Origin of the sequence: Pigmentibacter sp. JX0631 (assembly GCF_029873255.1) — a bacterium.
In the GTDB taxonomy this organism is placed as follows: Bacteria; Bdellovibrionota_B; Oligoflexia; order Silvanigrellales; family Silvanigrellaceae; genus Silvanigrella.
On the sequence record NZ_CP123622.1, the window covers coordinates 2,988,335 to 3,010,214 of the forward strand.

Here is a 21,880-nt window from a genome sequence, read left to right on the forward strand (position 1 = left end):
TAAAAAGAGAATAGATAAATGTTTTAATTAATAACTACAGAATTACTTGCCATTTTTTCATAAAATGAATAAGTCATATAGTAAATACCATCTTTGTAATCTATTTCGTTACTATTTCCAGAATCTTCAAAAATTAAATTCGGGTTCTCTTCTTTTGCAACAGAAGATAAAGATAAGGCTGTAAAAAATGTAACAATAGATATTTTGCACAAATTTGAAATTCTCATTTACCCCTCCAAATAAAATTTTAACTATTTTGAATAAGTTTAACTTAAAAGATTTTAATTACAATTGGTTATGTCAATATTTTTTTGTGAATAATCGGAAACAAGTATTTTTTTGAATTCTTTTTATATTGTGATTTAAAAAAATTGTAATAATCCAAAATTAAATCCAAAGGTATTAAACGGATTTAAAGTATAAGCATAATCAAAGCGTAAAGCCACCCGATTAATTTTTAGGGGTAAGATCCTAATCCCAGTTCCCACACTTACACCAGTAAATTTATTAAAAATACCTGGAAAAGTATCAGCCGCATAACCTACATCGGAGAAAAATGCATGTTGTAAAGCTATGTATTCAGTAACTAAACTTGGTACTCTAAGTTCAAAATTACTAAACCACGAGTATTTTCCTGAAAACTCTCCATCATAAAAACCTCTTAATTTATCTAGTCCCCCAACAAAAAATTGCTGAGAAGTAACATCACTTGAAGTGGCGCTTATATTGCTACGCATAGCAAAAACAGTATATTTAGGTAGAGGAATAATTCCAAAATCAAAATTAGATTTATAATATAATAGAGTGCTATTTACTGAGGTATAATTATCTTCCTTACTGGGGTATCCTTGGAGAGTAGAATCAATTATAGTAACATAACTTAAGCCATCAGATTTTAATCCATCATAATTTATTTTTCCAAGAGTTAATCTTGTTTCAAGTGCTAGAGATGAGGTAGAAGCTGGTACATTATATTTTCGATTTTTATTGTTTTCTGAATCAGATGCTGCTATTCCTTCTTCAGAAATGTAATTATTAAGATATAAAAAGCCAAGACCAATAAAAAAAGAAGGTGTAATTTTTAAATCTGTAAATAAATTTATCATGTCTCTTTGATTTGAAAATGTTCCTAAAATATCTCGATCATGATTATAAACATGAAAAACATTATGTTCTTTAGTTAAATAACTCACAATATTAAAAGCACTACCTAAAACACTTGGATTTCTAAAGTAAACAAAAGTAGAGCAGTTATTATTTTTACAACCATATGTAAAATTAAAGGTATATAATCTACCTATAAAATTGGTTTCGTAAAGTCCAAGAACTAAATATGAAGTACCACCCCCAGAACCGGCTAAAAAATAAGGTAATAGGGTCCATTTTTCTTCTATTTCAAAGCGAACGATAAGCCTATTTTTATCATCTAAATATAAGGTGACATCTATTTTTGAAAATACTTGCAGATTTTTTAAATTCTGCATAGAAACTCTTAATTTTTCTGAGGTAAAAGCTTCGTTTTCTTCAAGTTCTAAATTATTTTCAATGACATCATCACTAGTTCTGAAATTACCTTGAAAATCTAAGTCAGCTATAATCATACCTTCAGCTACTTTGGGTGTAATTATAGTATAATTTTTAATATCTAATTCGTTTGATTCTTGAGCGAAACATGAATTAATAGAATAGAATGTACAAGAAAGTAGAAGTTCACAAATAGTAATAAATAAATAAAATGAAATTACTTTCTTTTTAAAAATTAACAAAATACTTATCCTAGATTATTTTTTAATAACTAAAAAACTGAGAATGGCTTCTTCACTGTTTTTTACTATTTCATCATAGTTAAAGACACCTTCGTCAAATAGCCATTGTAATGCAATTCCATCGATCATTGCAATTATCATACTAGCAAATTGTAGGGCTTCGCCTTTTCTAAAAACACCTTGAGTGATTCCGTGTTGAATGATGATAGCAATTGAATTTCTAAATTTTGCGTAATGACTCGCCACTTCTTGTCTTACTTTTTCTTTTTGATCAATTTGAGTCCAAAAGTCCATATTTATTCTATAATACTCACGTTTATTTTGGACTATACTCGAACACATCCAAATAACATTAGAGAGCCGAGTAATAGGATCTGAATTTAGGTCGCCCGAGTGAAGAAGATTTTCTATATCCGAACTGACATGGTCGAGAACCGTCATCATTAAATCTTCTTTATTTAAAAAATAATAATGAATAATTCCTTTCGAAACATCGGCAACTCTTGCAACATCTTGCATAGAAAAGTTACTGTAGCCATAACGAGTGATACATTCAATGGTGGCATTGATGATTTGAGTTTTTCTTTCTGAAGCAAGATCGGAGCGGCTCATAATTATTATTCCTGTATTGAATCGTCAATTTCGTATCTGGGAAGGAACTGATACTCCCCCAGAATCTAAAATAGCTTAAGATCATAGTAGAATGAGTCAAGAGAATCATTTCAATTCAAAGGAAACTTAAGGTCTAGGGAAAGACATATGTACGATTTGCTTCAGGTTATGCAGCAAGATGGGTACCTGTCTTCTGGAGAACTCATAGCCTTAAGAAAAACATGCAAAGAACTAGGTGAAAATCCAGTTCGTATATTGCGTTCATTAAATATAGCTTCACCCGAGCAAATACAAGAATATTTACAAAGATATTTTAGAGTTAATGCTTTAGGGGATCAGGCAATTACGTTGTTAAATGAATCATATCAATCATATATTCCTATTGATATTGCCGTTCACTATAGTTGTTTTGGTTTGGGTGAAGAAAACTCTGCGATATATGTTGCAATGGAAGACCCTTCTGATAGGGGGACAGTTCAACAGTTACGTTTTTTTTTAAATAAACGAATCATTCCTATTGCTGCTACAGTCTTTCAATTGGCAGAAGGTCTGCATAAAATATATCGAATTAGTATTCCAAATTTAAAGTTAACAACCGTGATTGAACGCTCAAGAGGAGTGATAGGTGGATTAAGATATGAGGCTTCTTATGAAACTAGTGCTCTTGCCATTGATGGTGATAAACAAATTAACAATCTTGCAAAATTAGAGGCAGATAATGTTAATGAATTTGTAAATAAAGGTTCAAAGAAAAATAAAACTAGTGCCCCAGGGCATGATGATGAAGAACCATCACCAGAAATTGCATTTCCAGAGATGAATAACACTATTTATACACCAAGTCCGACTGTGGGTTTTATTGATGGAAGTAGTGGAGAAATTGCAAAAGGAGTTTTAGATGTTGAGGAGTCTAAAAAGGAAGTAAAGGCAGAAACAGGAAGTACGACATCTGAACCTGTGCAACCTTCCAACGCTTCTCCAAGCGAAGCTCCGGCAGAAGAAGGAATTAGTGAAGAGAGTGCAGCAGTTAGTGCAGCCCCAAGCGAAGCTCCGGCAGAAGAAGGAATTAGTGAAGAGAGTGCAGCAGTTAGTGCAGCCCCAAGCGAAGCTCCGGCAGAAGAAGGAATTAGTGAAGAGAGTGCATTAGAAAGTGCTGAAGTTAACGAAACAGCTAATAATGTACCGGCAGAAGAAGGAATTAGTGAAGAGAGTGCATTAGAAAGTGCTGAGGTTAACGAAACAGCTAATAATGTAACGGCAGAAGAAGGAATAAGCGAAGAGAGTGCATTAGAAAGTGCTGAGGTTAACGAAACAGCTAGCGAAGCTCCTAGGGAAGAAGAAATTAGTGAAGATATTGAACTTACAGATTCAGATCAGGAAAATTCCATATCATCAAATGAGCCAATAATTACAGAAGAAAACTCAGATGAGCTTGATGATAAGCAAATATCCGAGTTATCTGCTTTGGCAAGCATAGCTTCAGTTAAGTTAACTATGCTTAGTAATCAGTCTCAAGCTATAAATTACATGAATTCAATTTTACAAAATCATAATATTTCAGTTTCATTTGATGGAAACAATACATATGAAATTAAAGGTCAAAATTTCTCATCAGTTGGTGATTCTAAATCCATTTTAAATCAAAGCGATAATAAAATTTACTATGCACTTGATCCAATTTTAAAACAAATTTTAAAAATGAAGTTAGAATAATTATTATTTGAGGTGTGAAGTGGAAAATGAACAAATGTCTTCGGATACAGGATTGTCGGCAGTTGATTGTATGGCATCTATGTTGAATGCGCAAAGACAGTTGATTATTGCAATTCGACGTTTAAATGAATTGATTGCTTTTTCGCAAAGCACTGATATTGAAGGCGAACGTCAATTGCTTCTTGCTCTCCAGGGGCAATTTAGAAAAATATCGGACAGTATTGCAAGTGTTACGGATAATTTAGGTAATTTACTTGAATTTAGAAAAACTAAAGATCGAGAAATACAAAGAGCGTCATTTAATTTAGATAGTACAAGACAGGCTATTGGAGAAAGTATTGTTACTTTAAATGTTACTTCAGATTACATTCGGGAAAGTATTTTACTAAGTAGACACACATTAGCAGAAACCAGAAAAACAGCTGATAGAAGTAGAGCTTGGGGACGTTTAGGTTCAGATCTTTTGCATGACTTTAATACTTTTCAAGACCAAACAGAACAGCTTACTGAGGTTATAAAAAGCTGGGATGAGCTCATGAATAAAACACAAGTTTTGCAAAATGAAGTATTTCAGCATTCGCAAACGACGCGTGAAGCAATTCAAGGAGTAACCTCTGCCATGATTGGCGGAAGAGATCGAATGAATGCGGTTCAAGAAAAAATTTCTATTTTAGCCAATCGGGTTGCTGACATTGGAAATATTATTGAAGTTATTGATGATATTTCTGAGCAGACAAATTTACTAGCATTAAATGCAAGTATTGAGGCTGCACGTGCTGGTGATCAAGGGAAAGGATTTGCTGTTGTTGCTGATGATATTCGAAAATTAGCTGAACGTTCTAGTACTGCAACTAGAGATATCTATGATCGAATAGAAGCAATACAAGAAGAAACGTCAGGCGCAATGGCAGCTATTCGAGAAGGACATGCTGTTATAGAGGCGGGAGTAAAAAAAGCGGATACAGCCGATGCTTTATTAAAAGAATTGAGAGAAAAAATTGGCCAACTATCAAGACAAGCTATTGGATTAGATGATCAATTAGGAACAGCAAAAAATTTGAGTGAAGGTAACAAGTCGAGAACTAGAGAAATGTTTAGGACTATCAGAAAAATTACAGAAACAGCTACATTTGCCCGGGATTTAGTAACTCAAGTAGAAACAAGTTTAACAAGTATTGTCGCTGCTGGAACCAGTAGTTTAGCAGCAATACAAGTAGAAATAAAAAAATTATTAGACATCGTTAGTAATCTTGAGCAAGCGCAAAGCGTTGTAAGGCAAGTTCATGATTGGGTTCATCATGTTTCAGTTACTTTAGGAGAAGCTAAATCTGATTCAGAAGTTGCAGCAAATCAATGTTCAAGTGGACTTCATCAAGTAGAAATTTCTTTTAAACATTTGGATACAGAGCGTTCTTCTTTAGAAACTATGCAACAGGTATGTAAAGATATATCTGGTTGTGTTGATAAAGTAATATTAGCAAGTGAATATTTAAAAAATATGTTGAACCAAGGTGTATCTTTAAACGTAGGTTCACCTGGTGAAGTTTTAATTTTAAAAGAAGATGGAAAATTTACTTTAGTTGATTATACAGTAAATAAACAAGATGAAACAAACAATTCAAGTGGTGTTAAGGAAGCAAGTTAAATGGGTTTGAGAATTACTGGTACGAGCATTGTAGAATCAAATCTTACAAAAGCACAAAAAGATTATGACAATAGTCTTGAAAAATTGTCATCAGGTGTTCGATTTACTCGTAGCGAACCTATGCCAGCTGAACGAGCGCGTTCAGATATGCTAATGGCAAAAATGCGTGAATTAAACGTTTATAAGCAAAATGCAAACGAAGGTTTATCTTTTACAGAAAGTGTTGATTCTTCTTTAAGTGCAATTTCAAATACCGTTATAAGATTAAAAGAATTAGTAGCGCAATCAATAAATCCTGCATTATCTGATAAAGAAAGAGGTTTTTTATTTGTAGAATATCAAGCTAATTATGATTCACTTGTTTCAACTTCTTCAACAATTGCCCATGCTGGAAAAGAATTATTTAGCACAGATGCAAATGATGCATCTGAATTTCAAGGAATAGGGCGTGGAAATGGATTTAGTACCAAATCTATTAAAATTAGAGTTTCAGCACCAGCAAATTCCGATGGTAAAGATGTTGGGCTGATAGAAATAAACGATTTAGATAAAATCAAAGTTCATCCTGAAGATTTGGGAATTAAATCAGCAGAAAATCTAGTTAATGCTGAAGATGGAGTGTCTATTGATGATGTTTTGGATAATTTTGGTGCAAGCAATGTCAAAGAATTAGGGGAAAGTTTTAATCAAGCGCATTTACAGGTTTCGGAACAAAGGGCGAATATTGGTGCTGCCACATCTCGTCTTTCAAGCGCACTAAGTTCAATTAATGTTGCATATGAAAATACAGCCGCAGCAAATTCAAGAATTCGCGATGTAGATTATGCAATAGAAATTACGAATCTTGCCAAAGCTAATATTTTAGTTCAGGCAAGTACAAGCTTATTAGCTCAAAAAAACCAGCATTCTACCCAAAATATCCTAACATTAATTAAAAGTGTAGATAATAAATCATAATTTCTATTGAATATTAACAAGATTTGGATCGAATTCAATCTCTTCCAAATGATTTGGTATTATTTGAATAACTGGATATTTATAACTATTAAGTTCATTTACATAATTTCTATTTCTAAATTTTTGCAGAATTTTTACTACAGATTTAGCAATAAAAAAATATTCATCAGTTGTACATGGTTTGCTTGAAATCAGAAGTTTTTTTGATGTGAATAATCCTAAAGTTTTGTTTTGATATGAGATTTTTAATTTATTCATGTGATAATCATTCTCTATTATTTCTAAATTGAAGAATACATTATCTCCTCTATTTAATACGCACATATTTTTTCCGTTTAACATTAATTGTAGCCAAAATCCTTGAATAAAAATTGTTACTGTTGTTGCTGGAGAGTATAGTTTTATAAACTCTTTCTTTCCTAATTTAGCTATAAGATGTAAAAACCTTCCTTCCTTATCAAAAGAAGATTCAACTTTTGTTACTTTAAATATTTCTTGCGCAATTTCAGATGCTGTTTTTTGTGCATTTGAATTCGACTTCATAAAAAATTTTCCTTGTGGCATTATGAATAGTTTTGATGATGGCAAATAATATATAATATTGTTTGTTTTTTCCTCACCCATAGAGTTGTTTTACTCTATGAATGATTCTTAACTTAAATTAACTGATGAGGTGTGTCGAAGATTTGACTGGTAATATTTTAGACAGTTTTATGAAGATCAAAAGTATTTAACCCTCTAGTTTTAAGAAATAAGTTGTCTCCAACCAAAAGGATCTGGAAGTTTTCCGGATTGGATTCCGACTAGTTCATTTTTTAACAACATACTCACATCGCCAATTTTCCCATTATTTATTTCAATTTTTTCATCTCCATCTAATAGGCAACCGACCGGCGAGATAACAGCTGCAGTGCCGCATGCAAACATTTCAGTTAATTTGCCTGATTTTGCATCAAGTATAATTTGATTGATATCAACCTTTGTCTCTTCTATAGGAATATTTAATTTGTTAGCGATTTGAATCACAGAAGATCTTGTTATTCCATGCAAAATGCTTCCTGACAAGGCTGGGGTGAGAATTTTATCCTTGTAGACAAACATGACATTCATGGCTCCAGCTTCTTCAACATATTTGTGTTCCTTTGCATCAAGCCAGAGAACTTGCTCGGCACCTTTATCTTTAGCAATTTTCATAGGTAGTAATGATGAAGCGTAATTTCCTCCACACTTCGCTTCTCCAGCTCCACCTATGGCAGCTCGGGATAAATTTCTTTCAATATATACTGAGATTGTGGTTTCACTAGTAAAGTAATTTTTTGAAGGGCTTAGTATTATAAAAAAACGATAATCTTGGGAAGCACGATAGGAGACGCCTTTGTCTAGAGCAATCATTGAAGGCCTTATATATAGTGCACCAGGAGAAGGTAAAATCCAATCTTTGTCTATTTTTACAAGTTCTTTGATGCAATGCACAAACATGTCTTCGGGAAAAGGTTCCATTCCCATTCTTTGTGCTGATTTAGCCATTCTTTCTGCATTTTTATCAGGGCGAAAAAGAAAGATTTCTTTCTCATTGCATTCAGAACGATAAGCTTTCAACCCTTCAAATATCGTTTGTCCATAGTGAAAAACAACAGAATTTGGTGAAAATGAAAAAGGCTTATAAGGAAGAATTTCAGGATTTTGCCACCCATTTTTTCTTGGTAAGTAATCACAGATCAACATGTGATTGGTTGGGATAGCTCCAAAAGGAATATGGTCGTTTAAAGAGGGGGGAGCTTTCCTTTTATGCCTAGGCAATAGATTTTTTATAATTTTGAAATGATTGATAAAATTTTGATTACCGTTTGTACTCTTTAAACTCATTTGTCTTCCCTTTTCTTTTATTTCTGGAAACGAGTCTAAGCCATGAACCTTGGCTATTAGATATGAAAGACTCCCTTCCACATCTAACATGTTTTTTCAATTAAGTAAGAGCCTTCAATCTCTTTCGAAAAAGGAAAAGGATTAACCTAGAAAAAAATTAGAATCGAAGCTTGACAAGATTTGTTAACGTTGGCATACAGGTTTCACCACCGATTGGGGCATCGACAAGTGGTAAGTCAACGGTTTTTGATACCGTCATTCCTAGGTTCGAATCCTAGTGCCCCAGCCACATTTCCACAAGAAATACCTTAGCTAAAACATAAAAAAATTTCATTAAAGAAACATTAGTTACCTTCTTGATGGCTTAAAGGCAGTTCAATAATAACTGTAGTCCCTTCTCCCTCTTTACTCTGTATTTCTATTGTTCCATTATGCATATTTACCATACTTTTTACTAATGAAAGACCTAAGCCCATATTTTTTGATGATGTATGTCGTGCTTTATCAATTCGATAGAATCTATCAAATAAATGTGGGATATTTTTTTCTGAAATACCCACCCCTGTGTCTTTTACTTCTATATGTAAATAATTTTCTTTCTGGATAGCATTTATTTTTATTTTACCATGATCTTTATTATATGTTATTGCATTGGATAGAAGATTACTTATAATTCTTTGAAATAAAACTTTATCAACTTGCGCTGTAATATTTTTATCGCACTCTAAGCTTATTGTAATAAACTTTTCTTCAGCAATACCTTCATAAAGATCTTTCATATTGTTTAATTCTTTAAAGACATTAATTTCTTCAGCCTGTATTCTAATGTTTTGTTTTTCTGAACGAGATAAAAAAGTTAAGTTATCTATAATTCTTGTTAGTCTATGACATTCTTCTAAATTAGAGTGGAGGATATCAATATAGTCTTGATTTGTTCTCTTTTTTTGCAGTGTGACTTCAATTTCACCTTTTAAATTATTTACAGGAGTTCTAATTTCATGAGCAATATCATCAGAAAATTGACTTATTCTTCTAAAAGAATCTTCGAGACGTTCTAAAACTTCATTAAAAGAATTTTTTATTATTTTAATTTCTTGTGGAAGCCAATCGATATCAACTCTTTCATGTAAATTAGAAGATGTAATAATACTTATTTTCTTCACAATTCTATGAATAGGGCTTAAAATAATTTTAGAAATAAATATCGAAAGAATGAGGAAAAATATTAATATAGCTAGTGAAATAAAATTAGAACGATTTTTAAAACTGGTTAAAATTGAAATTCTATTTGTTTTGTCTGATAATACTTCAATATGTAAAACTTTATTATTATGAACAATTTCTTTTTTTATATAGTAAAAATATTTAGAATTTTTAGATCTAATATTAATATCATCATCAGGTGTAACGAGGTTTTCTGTAATATTTTCTCGAAGAGAGTATAAAAATTTGAACATTCCTGGAGTTATAAACATAATCTTTCTGTTTGTAACATCTTCAACTAAAAAAAAGAGATTGTCATTAACCTCAAAAAAAAGACACTCAAAAGGAGATCTGCTTGGATTTTCACGTCTGTCAATAAGTCTAATAATTTCTTGGATGTTTTTTTCAAGTGTTACTTTTTCATTTTGGTTGTAAAAAGATGAGATAAAGCTATTAAATAAGTAATTTTGGGAAAAAATTAAAATGAGACAGGTTATAATGTACCAAAATGAAAGCCAAATTGTAAAACTGATATTAAAGTTGTTTTCTCTTATATTCTTAATAAATAATGAGATTTTTTGCATGCTCAACTTTCATCAAACATATATCCTATTCCTCTAACAGTTTTAATAAATTTCTTATTAAATCCGTCATCAATTTTAGCTCTTAGTCTTCTAATATGAACATCAACAACATTAGTATCTGTATCAAAATTAATATTCCAAATTTTCTCTGAAATTTCACTTCTAGATAGTGCAACATTGTGATTCCGAATTAACAAAGAAAGTAACATAAATTCTTTTGGAGTTAACTCAATTTTTTTACCTTCACGTGAGACTTTTTTCTTATTAAAATCAATTTCAAGGTCAGCAAAAGCCAAAATATCTTTTTGAATTGTAGGTTTTCTTCTCAAAACTGTTTGTATTCGTGCAACAAGCTCAGAAAATGCAAATGGTTTAACAAGGTAGTCATCTGCTCCAAGATTCAGACCTTTTACTTTATCTTCAATATCATCTCTTGCAGTGAGCATAATTATATGGGTTTTATTATCAGAAGCTCTTAGCTCTTTAAGAATAGACCAACCATCAAGTTGAGGAAGCATTACATCTAATATTATTAAATCATAATTATTCACTTGTGCTAAAATAAGACCCTCTTGTCCATTTGATTCAACATCAACGACATAACCCTTTTCCGTTAATCCTTTTTTAAGAAAAGATGCAGTCTTTTCAGCGTCTTCAATAATTAAAATTTTCATTAGAAATCCCCTGTTGTTTCTTTATAACAAATTCCTATTTACCTTCCAATGTGCATATTTTGACTAATTTATAACATATTGAAAAGGTTACATAAAACCATCATTCTCGAAGTGTAAATAGATGAAAATACTGAGAAAATAGTGTCATAAGAAGTTATTTTTTAATACTTCTTAAATAGAATATTACAAATAAAACTCTAAATTTGTAATCTTAATTTCAAGCTAAAAGAAGAAGGAAGTTTTTACTTCATTGGAATTAGTATATTACAAAATAAAACAAAAAATTCTTAATTTTTAAGTCATAATTATGTAATTATTTAATATTTAATTGCTTAAAATATCAATATTTTTATAGTGTTACTTTTATTTTGAGTAATAGAAATAAAATGCGAGTTTTTAATACCTGTTTAACACCTTTGTAATGACTAATATTCTATAAAAAAAAGGTGTTTTTAAAGTTATTTTAGAGGTTAATCAGGAATTATTCCTTTTTATAGCTTTATTTTTATAAAATTACTTAGTTATTTTTAACTAATTAATGTTGAAAGGAATTTCTATAAATGAAAAAAATATTGATTATTTTTTTAACTATTCCTGTTTTACTTGCTTCTTGTGAAAAGAAATCTTCACCAGCAGATAAATCAACTTCTTCTATTAACTTTGAAGATTCTAATTTTTCAATTCCTTCAGAGTGTGAAGGTTAATTATTTTAACATTTTTTCATCACAACTAACTTAAAGGGTTATTTATGAAAATTCGTAATACGAAATTACTTCAACTTACAATGTTGACAGTTGCAGGTGCTGCCTTTGCAATTTCTTGTAACAAAGGAAAATCTTCTTCCTCTGAACAGACATCTGATGTTGTAGCATCAAAATCTGATGCAGCTAAATTAACAGTTAGTGTTCCAGTAGCTCAAATTACTGCTAAAGTTGGTGCAAAAAAAGAACAAGTTATTTTAATCAAAAATGAAGGCACAAAACCAGCAGCAAATATTGTATTAAGCGGACTTAGTTCCCCATTTACAATAAAACCAGCAATTACTCCTGTAGAACCAACAAAAACAGACTCACCTGTAAAAACAGAATCTCCAGCAAAAGTAGATGCTTCAGCAAAAGCAGAAGTTCCAGCTAAACCACAATCTCCAGCAAAAACAGATGAAGGAACAACAGATCCTGCAAAACCTGTTGAAGCAGCAAAAAATTCATGCGAAATTAAAGCATTGGCACCAGGTGAATCCTGTGAAGTAACAATTGAATTTGCTCCTGAAAAAGTTGGAAGTGGGAAAGAAACTCTAACTGTACAATACATGAGCGAAGGAAAAGCGTTATCAGCTACATCAGATATCGCATACTTAGCTAAGGGAAAAATTGAATTAGAAATTCCAAAACTTCCACAGTTTCAAGCAGAAGTTAGAAAACCTGTTACGCAAACACTAACAATTAAAAATAATGGTGAAGAAACAATAACAGGATTAAAAATAGCTGAATTAGCTGCTCCTTTAAGTTCTAAATCAACTTGTAAAGATACATTAGAAGTAGGCGCATCTTGTGACATTGAAATTACTTTTAATCCATTAGAAGTTGTTAGTAGTTTAGTTGATCTAAAAATTTCTTATAATGATATTGATGAAGATGGAAATGAAAAGGCTGTTACGGCAACTTCTCAATTATCATATCAAACAACAGGAATTGCAAATTTAACAATTGAATCTACAGCGGATTATTTAATTGCAAATGTAAATTCTTCAGCTACTCGTACTTATACAATTAAAAATGCTGGAAATGGAAAAGCAACTAAATTAGCCCTTCCTGTATTAGTTTCTCCTTTAAAAATTGGGGCGACAACTTGTAAAGCCGAATTAGATAAAGAGCAAAGTTGTACTTTTGATGTGGTTCTTACTGCTGATAAAGATAATTATGAAACTGCAGGATATGCAATGGCTGTTGTGTACAACGATGGGAAAGTACAAAAAACTGCAATTTCTAATATTAACTTTAAATCAGTTCCTGCAAATGTTTTAAATCTTTCTCAATACAAAGTTGCTACAGCAAGTATTGAAATTGGAACAATTTGTAAAACTGCAGAAGTATATGGTAATGGTTCTCATAATATTCCATTAGTTTCCACTTTCACAGGAACAGATATCAATGGTAAAAAAGTTGATGTTAAATTAGCTGATGTAATGAAATCTACTCAAGTGCAATTAGTAGCAGGTGGAGTTAGTATCAATGCACCAGGTATTAAAGCTGAGAAAGATGTTTATTCTAAATGTATTGATGGTTCTTCAATTCCTGAAGGTGTATCAGCAGTTTACTTAGCATCCAAAGCAAATGGACAAACTTTAGATGTTGGTGCAAAACTTTCTTATGTTGAAAAAGATGGAAAAGTTTCTTCTATAAGCACTGATAATTACCAAGCTGGACGTATTAAAGTAGATGTAAAAGACAATCCTTTCTTAAAGATTTCTGCTAGCTCTTTATACTCTATAGGAATTAAAGCTGATGATTATAGCGGTGGATTGGTAACAAGAGATAATTATAGATTGTTTAAAATCGAACCTAATCTTAAAGATATCCCATCACTATCTATAGCTCGTGTTTCTCAAATTCGTATCACAAATACGAACCAAAATAAGAGTTCAAACTGGTACCAAATTGCAGCTGATAAATTCAGTACAGATTTAGCATGGTTTGACCAAGGTCAAAGAAAAACATTTATGAACAATCAATATAGAAGAGAATTCTATTCAGGAAAATTCCTAAATGGTAGCTTAAAAGGTTCTGAAACTTCTGTTAATTTAAGCAAAAATAAGTCAACAAACTTATCTTTAGCTGAAATTACAAGCCAAGACTTTGCACTAGCTTCAATTTCCGACTCTGGTATGCCTAGCTGGGTAGGTAACTACCAATGGCATCTTCCATTTAAATTAGAAATGCAAGGTACTGATTCATTTGGTAACCAATTCACGGCTGTAATGGGTGATAATTTCTAAGATTGTGTAATATAGCCTAAAGCTTTTAAACTCCAAAAGTTCGGAAGAATTTTTGGAGTTTTTTTTTATTTCTTAAACTTCTATTATTTTTTTCCAAAATACTTTTAAAATTTTCTCTTAGTTCCTTTTATTAGAAGTGTTTTTATTAAAGTTATACCATAATTATTTTTATTATAATTTTAAATTCTAAAGCATTATATTGATTTTTTTTATTTCTTTGTTTTTTCTTTTTTATATTATAAGAAATTTATTTAAATTAATTAAAATATATTTATTTATAAAACTATTTTCAAATTTTAATATTTTTCAATTTAGAAATAAAATTGACATCTCTAGCTAACTTTAATTATCTATATAGCTTGTTAATATAAATCATTTTCTGATTTTTCTTTGTGTTAAATTGAGATTAAAAAATTATGGAGTAACAATGAAATATAAAATTAATTACAATTATTGTATAAAAATAAAATACTTAAATTTTTTTCTAATATTTTTTCTTTATTCATGTAGTAATAAAAATAGTGAGCAAAACCAAAGCAATAGTAATAGTCAAGCATCTCCAGGGGGAACTCCTCCAATAGAGTTAGTAATACCGGAATTCAAAGATGAAGGTAAAAATCCAACAAATGATGAAAATACTGAAATAGATGATATCAATGAAAATGTAGCAAATTTAGAAGATGAAAAAAACAAATTGCCAATTAATTCTTCAAGTATTGTTAATGACAATGAATTAACACATCTTTCAGATGAAGATAGTGAAGTAGATAATCCAACTAAAAATACTTATCAAGTCAAAAATATCAAGCTATCTGATAAAATTTATCCAATTCTTGAAGAAGATTCAGAGTATAAAAGTACTTTAGAAGAAAGTTTAGCTGATAAAAGTACTTTAGAAGAAAGTTTAGCTGGTAAAAGTACTTTAGAATCTGATTCAAACCAGAATGATAATAAAGTTAAAAATGATAAATCCGTTGCAAAAAACATCTTTGAAAAAATAGTGAAAAAAATAAGTCATAAAAAAATCATCCAAAAACTAAAAAGTCATGGAGAAAAAGTAAAAAAACAAGAAAATATTGGAGAAAATGAAAATCAAGAAAATAATAATAGGGAAGTTGAACTTCAAGAAGAAAATAACGTTGAATCGAATATTAAAATTGCTGGTAGTGAAAATGAAACAAAGATATCACTCCAAGAAAATAAAATACCTGAAAAATTTAATGAGTTAAAAAGTTCAACTGAGCTAAATGAGGTAAAATATTCAAATGATATTCAGCCAAGCGCTCCTTTAGAAGATGAAAATCTAATTACTTATGCACAATTGCAAAAAATACTTGAAAAAGAAAAATTAGTGCAACAATTAAATTCTATTAGTGGTCTACACTTAAAAGTTTGGTCTTTATGTAGTAATGCAGATAATATGAAAAACTCAACTTTGTTTGATAATAATTTTCATAAGATTCCATTAGCATTTGGTATTTATGATTCTAATAATAATCAAATATTTTTAAATGATAGTGATTATAGAATATTAAAAGATAATTTATTTATTAAAGATATAGAAAATAGTAATATAAGAAGTATCATGGAATATGATAATAAATTTGATAGCTTTGTAAGGTGTGCAAATGGAGATATCCCAAGTAATGTGAATTTAGCAAATGTTTTCTTTATAAAAAACATAAAAAATGGAGCTAAAAAGCTTAAAATTTCAACTTTTCTTAAAATTGATGGCATGCATCAAGAAATTACAGCGAAATCTAGCGATTATTTAAAAATTCCAGTTAAAATTAGTAGTCAAATAGAAAAGGATAATTTATTTGAAGATTTTAAACATGTTTTTAAAGTTGAAAATATATTAACAAAAGAAAAATTCAAATATATGACTTCAAAATACAATGGAAAATATAAAAACAATGATAAAGTTAATCTTTTTATTCAAAGAATAATTTTGACTGATAAAGAAAATAAAGTAATAAATTTTATAGCAAAAGATGCAAAATTAGAAAATAATATTAAAGACTTAAATTCGTTATTTATTGGTAATAATAAATTACTCCAAAATATTGCATTTTTTGAATTGAAAAGTAATAGAAATGAAGTTGAAAATATTTTTGAAAAATATTTTAGAGGTAGTAATTTGCTTTTTTCAGGAGTTAAAGATTACAATCAGGTAATAAATAGTATTCAAAAAGATAATAGTATTGGAATTTTAATTAAAATTGATAATAATTTTGGTTCAGAAGAGCATGCAAAAATTACAATAGAATTAGAAGGAATAGATAGTTTTGGAAATCCATTTATGGCAAAAATAGAAGATAGTAAGTGGTAAAAAATTTATAATTTTTAATTAATAAAATTTTAAAATAGTTGATTAAATAATATCTCTATAAAATTTCAGTACTTTACAAACCAAATTTTAACACAAATGACTTAAAAATAAACTTTTAAAAATTAACAGTTTAATAAAATTAATAAATAATATTTTTTTTACAGATTTTTATTTTATAAAAATTTACTTTATTTACATTTTACAAATTTAGAAAAATATATTACTCAATAATAACATTTAATTTGTTCTGATAAAAAAAAAATTATATATCTGAGAATATTTGAATATAAACTATTATTATAAAATTAAATTTTTTATATAAATTATGATTTATAAATATTTAATATTTCTATCTTTAATGAGTTAAATTATTTAATTTATTTAATAAAATTATTATATAAATCATAAAAAATCTATATTAAAAGCGTATTTGTAATTTTATTTAATTCAAATATGTATAAAATTAATTTGACAAATATTGGAAAAATTAATTAATAAATAAATGTGGTTGTTTTATATTAATCTTTTTAAAATATATTTTTATAATTTAATTAGATTTGTTAATTTATAGAATGGAGAAAGTATGAAGGTAGAAATAACAAAAAATAAATTACTATCAGTTTCTTTAGTAGCTGTAATTGGTGCATCTTTTTTAACTTCTTGCAATAATAAAAAATCTGATTCAAAAGATCAAAATCAACAAACTTCTGCGCCTGGTGGTAATACAGGAACTGGAGGCGGGTCTACTGGTGGTGGCGGAACTGCTGGTGGAACTGTAGATCCAAGTTTAGTTGATGATGGGATTGGTGCTGATTTAGCAAATAATGAACTAAATTTAGATCTTTTAGATCAAATCGAGTTTAATGGATTAACTGGAAATGTTCCTCAAGAATTAGTAGATTTAGTTGCTTTGAAAAAAATTTCAAGTATAAAACTAGCGCATTTATGTGAAGATTCTAAAAAAGATAAAAAAGCTCTAGGAGTATATTCCAATACTAAGCATAACGTACCAATACAAATTAAACTTTATGATGATAAAAATAGTGAAATTCTTCTTTCAGAAGCTGAAGCTAAAACTATTAAAGATAATTTAGCAATTGATGATACTTCAAGACCAAATGGATTAGTTAAATTGTCGGCAGATGAAAAGGTTTCAAATAACTATTCTAGATGTGCAAATGGTACTGTTCCAAAGCTAAATAATAATTTTAACGTAATTTATGTTAAGCCTAAAACTAATGACAACAAGGATATTAATTTATATGCTGCTTTAAAAATTGGTGATGATAATACTATTTTTAGTGTTGCAAAAGACGGAAGTCAGAGTCCATTATTAATTCCAATTCTAGTGCCAAAAAATGAAAAAAATATTTTCGATAAATTTAACCATGTATTTAAAGTAGTTGATACAAGTAATAATGAAAAATACAAGTATATTTCAGCAAACTACGTAGGAAAGCATAAAAATAAAGAAGAAGTAAATCTAACTGTTACTGATATTAGTATTACTGATAGTGAAAAGCCAAAAAATACGGCTACTTTTACTGCTCAATTAGCAAAAATAGATCAAGATATTCCAGCACTAACAAATTTAAAAATTGGTGGAACTAAGGAACTTGCAGCTTTAGAGCTATATAACATGAATAAACCAAGAATGGAATTATTTACTGCTTTTAGTACATTGTTTAATCAAACTAAATTTGAATTCAAAGATGGCATTAAGTTAGATAATTTAGTAGATAGTCTTCCTAAAGAAAAGAATGTTAGCTTTCTTCTTAAAATTAAAAATGCGGATTCAAATAAACATTCAGAAGTTAAAGTAAAATTAACTGGAGAAGATAGTTTTGGTAACCAATTCACTACAGTAATCAGTGATTCCAAATGGTAATTTTTATATCCCAAAAAATTTAAATGTTGGGTTAATTTTTTTTCTGGGAAATTCCTTTTATTAATGATACCTGATGCATTAATGAATGACTATTAATATCTAGTCCTCCCCCTATGCCCGTATTTTCAGTTTATTCATTCTTTGCTTTCCCAGAAAAATTAATTTATTTATTCTATAAGTTTTTAAATTTTAAAAGTGTTCTCTTTTATCTTAAAAATTTAAAGTTAAATTATTGTCATCACTAATCTTTTACTAACTTTCTTTTTAATAATAAAAATATTTCTGTATAAAATATTTTCAGCTAAATTGAAATTAAGCACATATAAAAGTTCTAATTTAAATTAGTTTAGTAATAAATAATTTTCTTTAATAAAAAGTTAAATTACTTATTTTATATCTTAAATTAATATTTTTTAAATATTTAACTAATTTGTCCAAATTTCTGCAAACTTTGTTCACATTCTATCAACCACCTTAAATTTCATAATTTTTTATTTATGCTCCTCTTCTGTTTACTTGAAAGGAGTCTTAATGGAATTCGAATTACTTGATATTAAAAATGATTATGTCTTTAAACGCATTTTTGGGGAGAAAGAAGATATCTTAATCCACTTTTTAAATAGTGTCATAAATTATCCAGAAGATGAAAAAATTACTTCCTTAACTTACTTAAATACTGAAATTAATAAGGATCATGAAGACGATAAGGAAACTAGGCTAGATGTCTTGGCAAAACTTAATAATGAAAGTTTTGTGAATATTGAAATCCAAGTACAAAATACCTATGAATATGAAAAACGGTGCTTGTATTACTGGGCGAAGCTTTATGAACAACAATTAACTAGCGGAAAGAAATATAAAACATTAAAACCTGCTATTTGTATCCATATTTTAAATTTTAATTTTTTTAAGGACAAAGATTATTTTATGACGAAAATTAAACCGTTAGATACAGAAACAAGAAAAGTTTTTTCCCATGATTTTCAACTTTATTTTTTAGAAGTTCCCAAAATCCCCGATCAGTATTATAATGAACTGGATAAATGGATGCACTTTTTTAAAGGTGCTTCAAAGGAGACAATAATGGCTATGCAAACACCTGAAATTGAAAAAGCATTTAATACCCTTGAATATATCAGCCAAGATCCCATTGCTAGGGCAAAATATGAAGCCAGAAGAAAATATGAGCTAGATTACAACACCGATATGGATGGGGCAAGGGAAGAAGGTTTTACTAAAGGTTTTCAAAATGGAAAAAATGAGGGAGAACAGCTAGGTTTTGCTAAAGGAAAAAATGATCAAAAATTTGAAATAGCAAAAAATCTTCTAGCCAATCATTTTTCAATTGAAATGATTAGTAAAATAACAAATCTACCTATTTCTGAGATTGAGAAACTAATGAACAATTAGTTTCTCAGCATCTTTTTTAGATATTCAAATTAAAATACTCCTCTCATTAAAAATGTTTTAAAGAAATGGTTTGTATTAGTAGAAATAACTGATTTTAATAAATCCATTATTTAATTTTTAAGTAAAGTTTTTCCAATTACTTATTTTTACTAACTAGTACTGTTACCATGCAGTTACTTTGAATATTTAGCATACTTGTAATTGGATCAATAAGTGGTTCAATACTAAGTAATAAAAATATTCCCACTGCTGGGGGGATTCCAAGAGGTGAAAGAACAACTCCAAAAGTAGTTGCGCTTAAAATTGCAGGTCCAGCCGTACTTGCTATCGAAGATAAAAAGCTAGTAATTAAAAGAATGAATAGAGAATTAAAGTTGATAGGAATTTTATACAAATTCATAAGGAAAAATGCAATTGAAATGCTTCTTATCATGATTCCTGGTTTAAAAATACTTATCCCCAAAGGCAGTATTAATTCAACATTTTTTTTCTCTAATTTAAATTCATTTGTTAAAGAGAGCATAGCGGCTGGCATTGAAGCAAAACTACTTGAAGTTGCAAAAGCAATTAAATATGCACTTTTTAAATTGTTTATTGTCTTAATAATCGAAATTTTTTGTTTTCTACTTATTATTATAAGAAAAATAATAAATAAGGTCAAAATAGTAACATATATTAAAGCAATTAAATCAAAAAGAGATTTTAGTGTTTCCAAGCCAACGCTGGAAATAAATCCAGATATTAAGAAAAATATTCCTATAGGCAATACATAAAGAAGAATATTTACCATTTTCATAAATGCGGAAAAAATAGCATCAAAAAATTTAATAGCTGTCGTTACATTTGGATTTTCAGCGCGCCCAAGACAAATTCCTAATAATATAGAAAACAGTAAAATAGAAATATCTTTTCTTTCATAGATTGCTTTTACAATATTAATTGGTAATGCATTTTTAAAAAGTTCAATAAAACTTCCATTAGTATTTATATTTTTTGATAAAGTTTTCTCTGAATTTGCAATTCCATTACTCAATAGTTCAAGTGTTTCTTTAGATAAATTATGTCCAGGAGAAATGATTAAAGAATATGAAAATGTAAAAAAACAAGTGAGAAGAATAAAAATAAAATAATAAAAGGAAAGTTTTTTTAAATAATAAATAGAATCGCTATTATGAAAAATATTAAAAAATCCGCAAATTATTGCTGTCATCATAATTGGAATAACTGAAATTTGGAGCAATTCTAAGTAAATTTCACCAATAAATGATAAATTTTTAGCTTGAAATGGAAAATATAAGCCAAAAGATACTCCTAAAATCATAGTGATTAGGATAGTCCAATGATTTAGCATTATATTTTTAAATTTCTCAATCATTTCATTTCTTTCATATATTTTTTTGCAAGAGTTTTCTCTTTTCCATTGTTTTTCATTCTAGTGATGTAAAGATTAATCCAGTTGGCTAAATTTGGTGTTTTCCAATTCAAAATAATACAAATAGGGTCAACTGCGTCAGTAACTATTTTTTTTCGCACAAATAAATTAGCACGTTTATCATTGGCTAGTAAATTATTGGCATAAATTTCATCTACATAAAGACCTAATATTTTTCCTTCAATAACATCATTAAAGGCGTTTTCCAGAGAGTCATATTTCACAACCGAAAAATCTTTAAAGTTATTTTTAAAAAATTCATAATTTTGATTTGCAAAATCTTCATATGCTGCATTATTTAATATAGCAATTTTTCCATTCTCAGGAGGTATTTTAACATCATTATTAATTTTTAGTTCAAGTAATCTATTTGTTATTACTACTTGGTTTGGTAAAAAATATGGACTTGAAACCCTTACTGATATTCCGCGGTTTAAAGTTCCACTTAATGCACTTATTGCTAAATCAGCTTTTTCATTTTCTACTAATTTAACAACATCTTTAAAAGTTTTAGCTGATCTATCGAATTCAACATTTACTCCAAGATACTTTCCTATATCTTTAGAAATGTCTACATCTATACCTTCTAATTTACTATTTTTTGTTTCGTAGAAAAATGGGGGATAATCAATTCCATTAATTGCTATGATTATTTTTCCTCTTGATATTATTTTTTTTATATCTGGAGGTATTTCAGCTCTTGCATAGTTATTGCTTAATAATAAAATAAGAATTGTAAATGAAAATATTTTTATTATTACTTTGCTAGCTTTATTTTTCATTTTTAATCCAATTTTCTAAAT

General features: G+C 28.9%; 19 protein-coding genes, 1 tRNA gene and 1 CRISPR repeat array. Of the genes, 9 read left to right on the top strand and 11 right to left on the bottom strand.

Annotated features, from left to right (window positions below):
- Nucleotides 1-23: 23 nt before the first annotated feature.
- The 5 genes from QEJ31_RS12955 to QEJ31_RS12975 all read right to left on the bottom strand — a co-directional run bounded on the left by QEJ31_RS12955 (nucleotide 24) and on the right by QEJ31_RS12975 (nucleotide 3,349).
- Nucleotides 24-227 carry a hypothetical protein gene (locus tag QEJ31_RS12955; RefSeq protein WP_280590719.1) on the bottom strand — a complete coding sequence of 68 codons (204 nt, stop codon included), beginning with the start codon at nucleotides 225-227 and terminating at the stop codon, nucleotides 24-26.
- Nucleotides 228-362: 135 nt separating this feature from the next.
- Nucleotides 363-1,766 (bottom strand): POTRA domain-containing protein, encoded by a 1,404-nt coding sequence (locus QEJ31_RS12960; protein WP_280590721.1) that lies wholly within the window; start codon nucleotides 1,764-1,766, stop codon nucleotides 363-365.
- A 15-nt stretch (nucleotides 1,767-1,781) separates the two neighbouring features.
- Nucleotides 1,782-2,378 carry a TetR/AcrR family transcriptional regulator gene (locus QEJ31_RS12965; RefSeq protein WP_280590723.1) on the bottom strand — a complete coding sequence of 199 codons (597 nt, stop codon included), beginning with the start codon at nucleotides 2,376-2,378 and terminating at the stop codon, nucleotides 1,782-1,784.
- 647 nt (nucleotides 2,379-3,025) lie between these two features.
- Complete coding sequence (locus QEJ31_RS12970) at nucleotides 3,026-3,205, bottom strand: hypothetical protein (protein ID WP_280590724.1); 180 nt, start codon at nucleotides 3,203-3,205, stop codon at nucleotides 3,026-3,028.
- Nucleotides 3,206-3,208: 3 nt separating this feature from the next.
- Nucleotides 3,209-3,349: a hypothetical protein gene (locus QEJ31_RS12975; RefSeq protein ID WP_280590726.1), complete on the bottom strand. Its 141-nt coding sequence runs from the start codon at nucleotides 3,347-3,349 to the stop codon at nucleotides 3,209-3,211.
- Nucleotides 3,350-3,368: 19 nt separating this feature from the next.
- Nucleotides 3,369-3,665: direct repeats of the CRISPR family, unit length 33 nt; unit sequence CCGGCAGAAGAAGGAATTAGTGAAGAGAGTGCA.
- 177 nt (nucleotides 3,666-3,842) lie between these two features.
- Between QEJ31_RS12975 and QEJ31_RS12980 the strand changes: the two genes are divergently transcribed.
- The 3 genes from QEJ31_RS12980 to QEJ31_RS12990 are packed head-to-tail and all read left to right on the top strand — an operon-like array spanning nucleotide 3,843 to nucleotide 6,693.
- Nucleotides 3,843-4,091 (top strand): hypothetical protein, encoded by a 249-nt coding sequence (locus QEJ31_RS12980; protein WP_280590727.1) that lies wholly within the window; start codon nucleotides 3,843-3,845, stop codon nucleotides 4,089-4,091.
- 19 nt (nucleotides 4,092-4,110) lie between these two features.
- Nucleotides 4,111-5,736, top strand: coding sequence for a methyl-accepting chemotaxis protein (locus QEJ31_RS12985; protein ID WP_280590729.1), 1,626 nt, complete (start codon nucleotides 4,111-4,113; stop codon nucleotides 5,734-5,736).
- Nucleotides 5,737-6,693, top strand: a complete 957-nt coding sequence (locus tag QEJ31_RS12990; protein WP_280590731.1) for a flagellin — start codon at nucleotides 5,737-5,739, stop codon at nucleotides 6,691-6,693.
- Between the two features lie 3 nt (nucleotides 6,694-6,696).
- Here the strand turns inward: QEJ31_RS12990 and QEJ31_RS12995 are convergent, their stop codons facing one another.
- Complete coding sequence (locus QEJ31_RS12995; protein ID WP_280590733.1) at nucleotides 6,697-7,236, bottom strand: hypothetical protein; 540 nt, start codon at nucleotides 7,234-7,236, stop codon at nucleotides 6,697-6,699.
- Between the two features lie 201 nt (nucleotides 7,237-7,437).
- A complete protein-coding gene (locus QEJ31_RS13000) occupies nucleotides 7,438-8,559 on the bottom strand; it encodes a branched-chain amino acid aminotransferase (RefSeq protein ID WP_280590734.1) in 1,122 nt (373 codons plus the stop codon).
- A gap of 214 nt (nucleotides 8,560-8,773) precedes the next feature.
- Between QEJ31_RS13000 and QEJ31_RS13005 the strand changes: the two genes are divergently transcribed.
- Nucleotides 8,774-8,848 (top strand) — tRNA-Gln (locus QEJ31_RS13005).
- A gap of 55 nt (nucleotides 8,849-8,903) precedes the next feature.
- On the opposite strand, the gene QEJ31_RS13010 is transcribed toward QEJ31_RS13005, so the two are convergent.
- Entirely contained in the window at nucleotides 8,904-10,346 is a 1,443-nt protein-coding gene (locus tag QEJ31_RS13010) for a heavy metal sensor histidine kinase (RefSeq protein WP_280590735.1), read from the bottom strand.
- Between the two features lie 2 nt (nucleotides 10,347-10,348).
- The gene (locus QEJ31_RS13015) at nucleotides 10,349-11,020 is read right to left on the bottom strand and encodes a heavy metal response regulator transcription factor (protein ID WP_280590736.1); all 672 of its coding nucleotides are present in this window, start codon (nucleotides 11,018-11,020) and stop codon (nucleotides 10,349-10,351) included.
- A 560-nt stretch (nucleotides 11,021-11,580) separates the two neighbouring features.
- Here QEJ31_RS13015 and QEJ31_RS13020 point away from each other — a divergent pair.
- The 5 genes from QEJ31_RS13020 to QEJ31_RS13040 all read left to right on the top strand — a co-directional run bounded on the left by QEJ31_RS13020 (nucleotide 11,581) and on the right by QEJ31_RS13040 (nucleotide 19,645).
- Nucleotides 11,581-11,724, top strand: a complete 144-nt coding sequence (locus QEJ31_RS13020; protein WP_280590738.1) for a hypothetical protein — start codon at nucleotides 11,581-11,583, stop codon at nucleotides 11,722-11,724.
- Between the two features lie 44 nt (nucleotides 11,725-11,768).
- Nucleotides 11,769-14,015, top strand: a complete 2,247-nt coding sequence (locus QEJ31_RS13025) for a choice-of-anchor D domain-containing protein (RefSeq protein WP_280590739.1) — start codon at nucleotides 11,769-11,771, stop codon at nucleotides 14,013-14,015.
- 427 nt (nucleotides 14,016-14,442) lie between these two features.
- Entirely contained in the window at nucleotides 14,443-16,347 is a 1,905-nt protein-coding gene (locus QEJ31_RS13030) for a hypothetical protein (protein WP_280590741.1), read from the top strand.
- Nucleotides 16,348-16,930: 583 nt separating this feature from the next.
- Complete coding sequence (locus QEJ31_RS13035) at nucleotides 16,931-18,235, top strand: hypothetical protein (protein WP_280590742.1); 1,305 nt, start codon at nucleotides 16,931-16,933, stop codon at nucleotides 18,233-18,235.
- A gap of 531 nt (nucleotides 18,236-18,766) precedes the next feature.
- Nucleotides 18,767-19,645 (top strand): Rpn family recombination-promoting nuclease/putative transposase, encoded by an 879-nt coding sequence (locus QEJ31_RS13040; protein WP_280590743.1) that lies wholly within the window; start codon nucleotides 18,767-18,769, stop codon nucleotides 19,643-19,645.
- 136 nt (nucleotides 19,646-19,781) lie between these two features.
- Here QEJ31_RS13040 and QEJ31_RS13045 read toward each other — a convergent pair whose 3' ends face one another.
- Together QEJ31_RS13045 and QEJ31_RS13050 are read right to left on the bottom strand one after the other, a co-directional pair.
- On the bottom strand, nucleotides 19,782-21,020 hold the full coding sequence (locus QEJ31_RS13045) for a cation:dicarboxylase symporter family transporter (protein WP_280590745.1): 1,239 nt from the start codon (nucleotides 21,018-21,020) through the stop codon (nucleotides 19,782-19,784).
- Complete coding sequence (locus tag QEJ31_RS13050) at nucleotides 21,017-21,859, bottom strand: ABC transporter substrate-binding protein (protein WP_280590747.1); 843 nt, start codon at nucleotides 21,857-21,859, stop codon at nucleotides 21,017-21,019. The genes QEJ31_RS13045 and QEJ31_RS13050 overlap by 4 nt, the downstream gene beginning before the upstream one ends.
- Nucleotides 21,860-21,880: the final 21 nt, after the last annotated feature.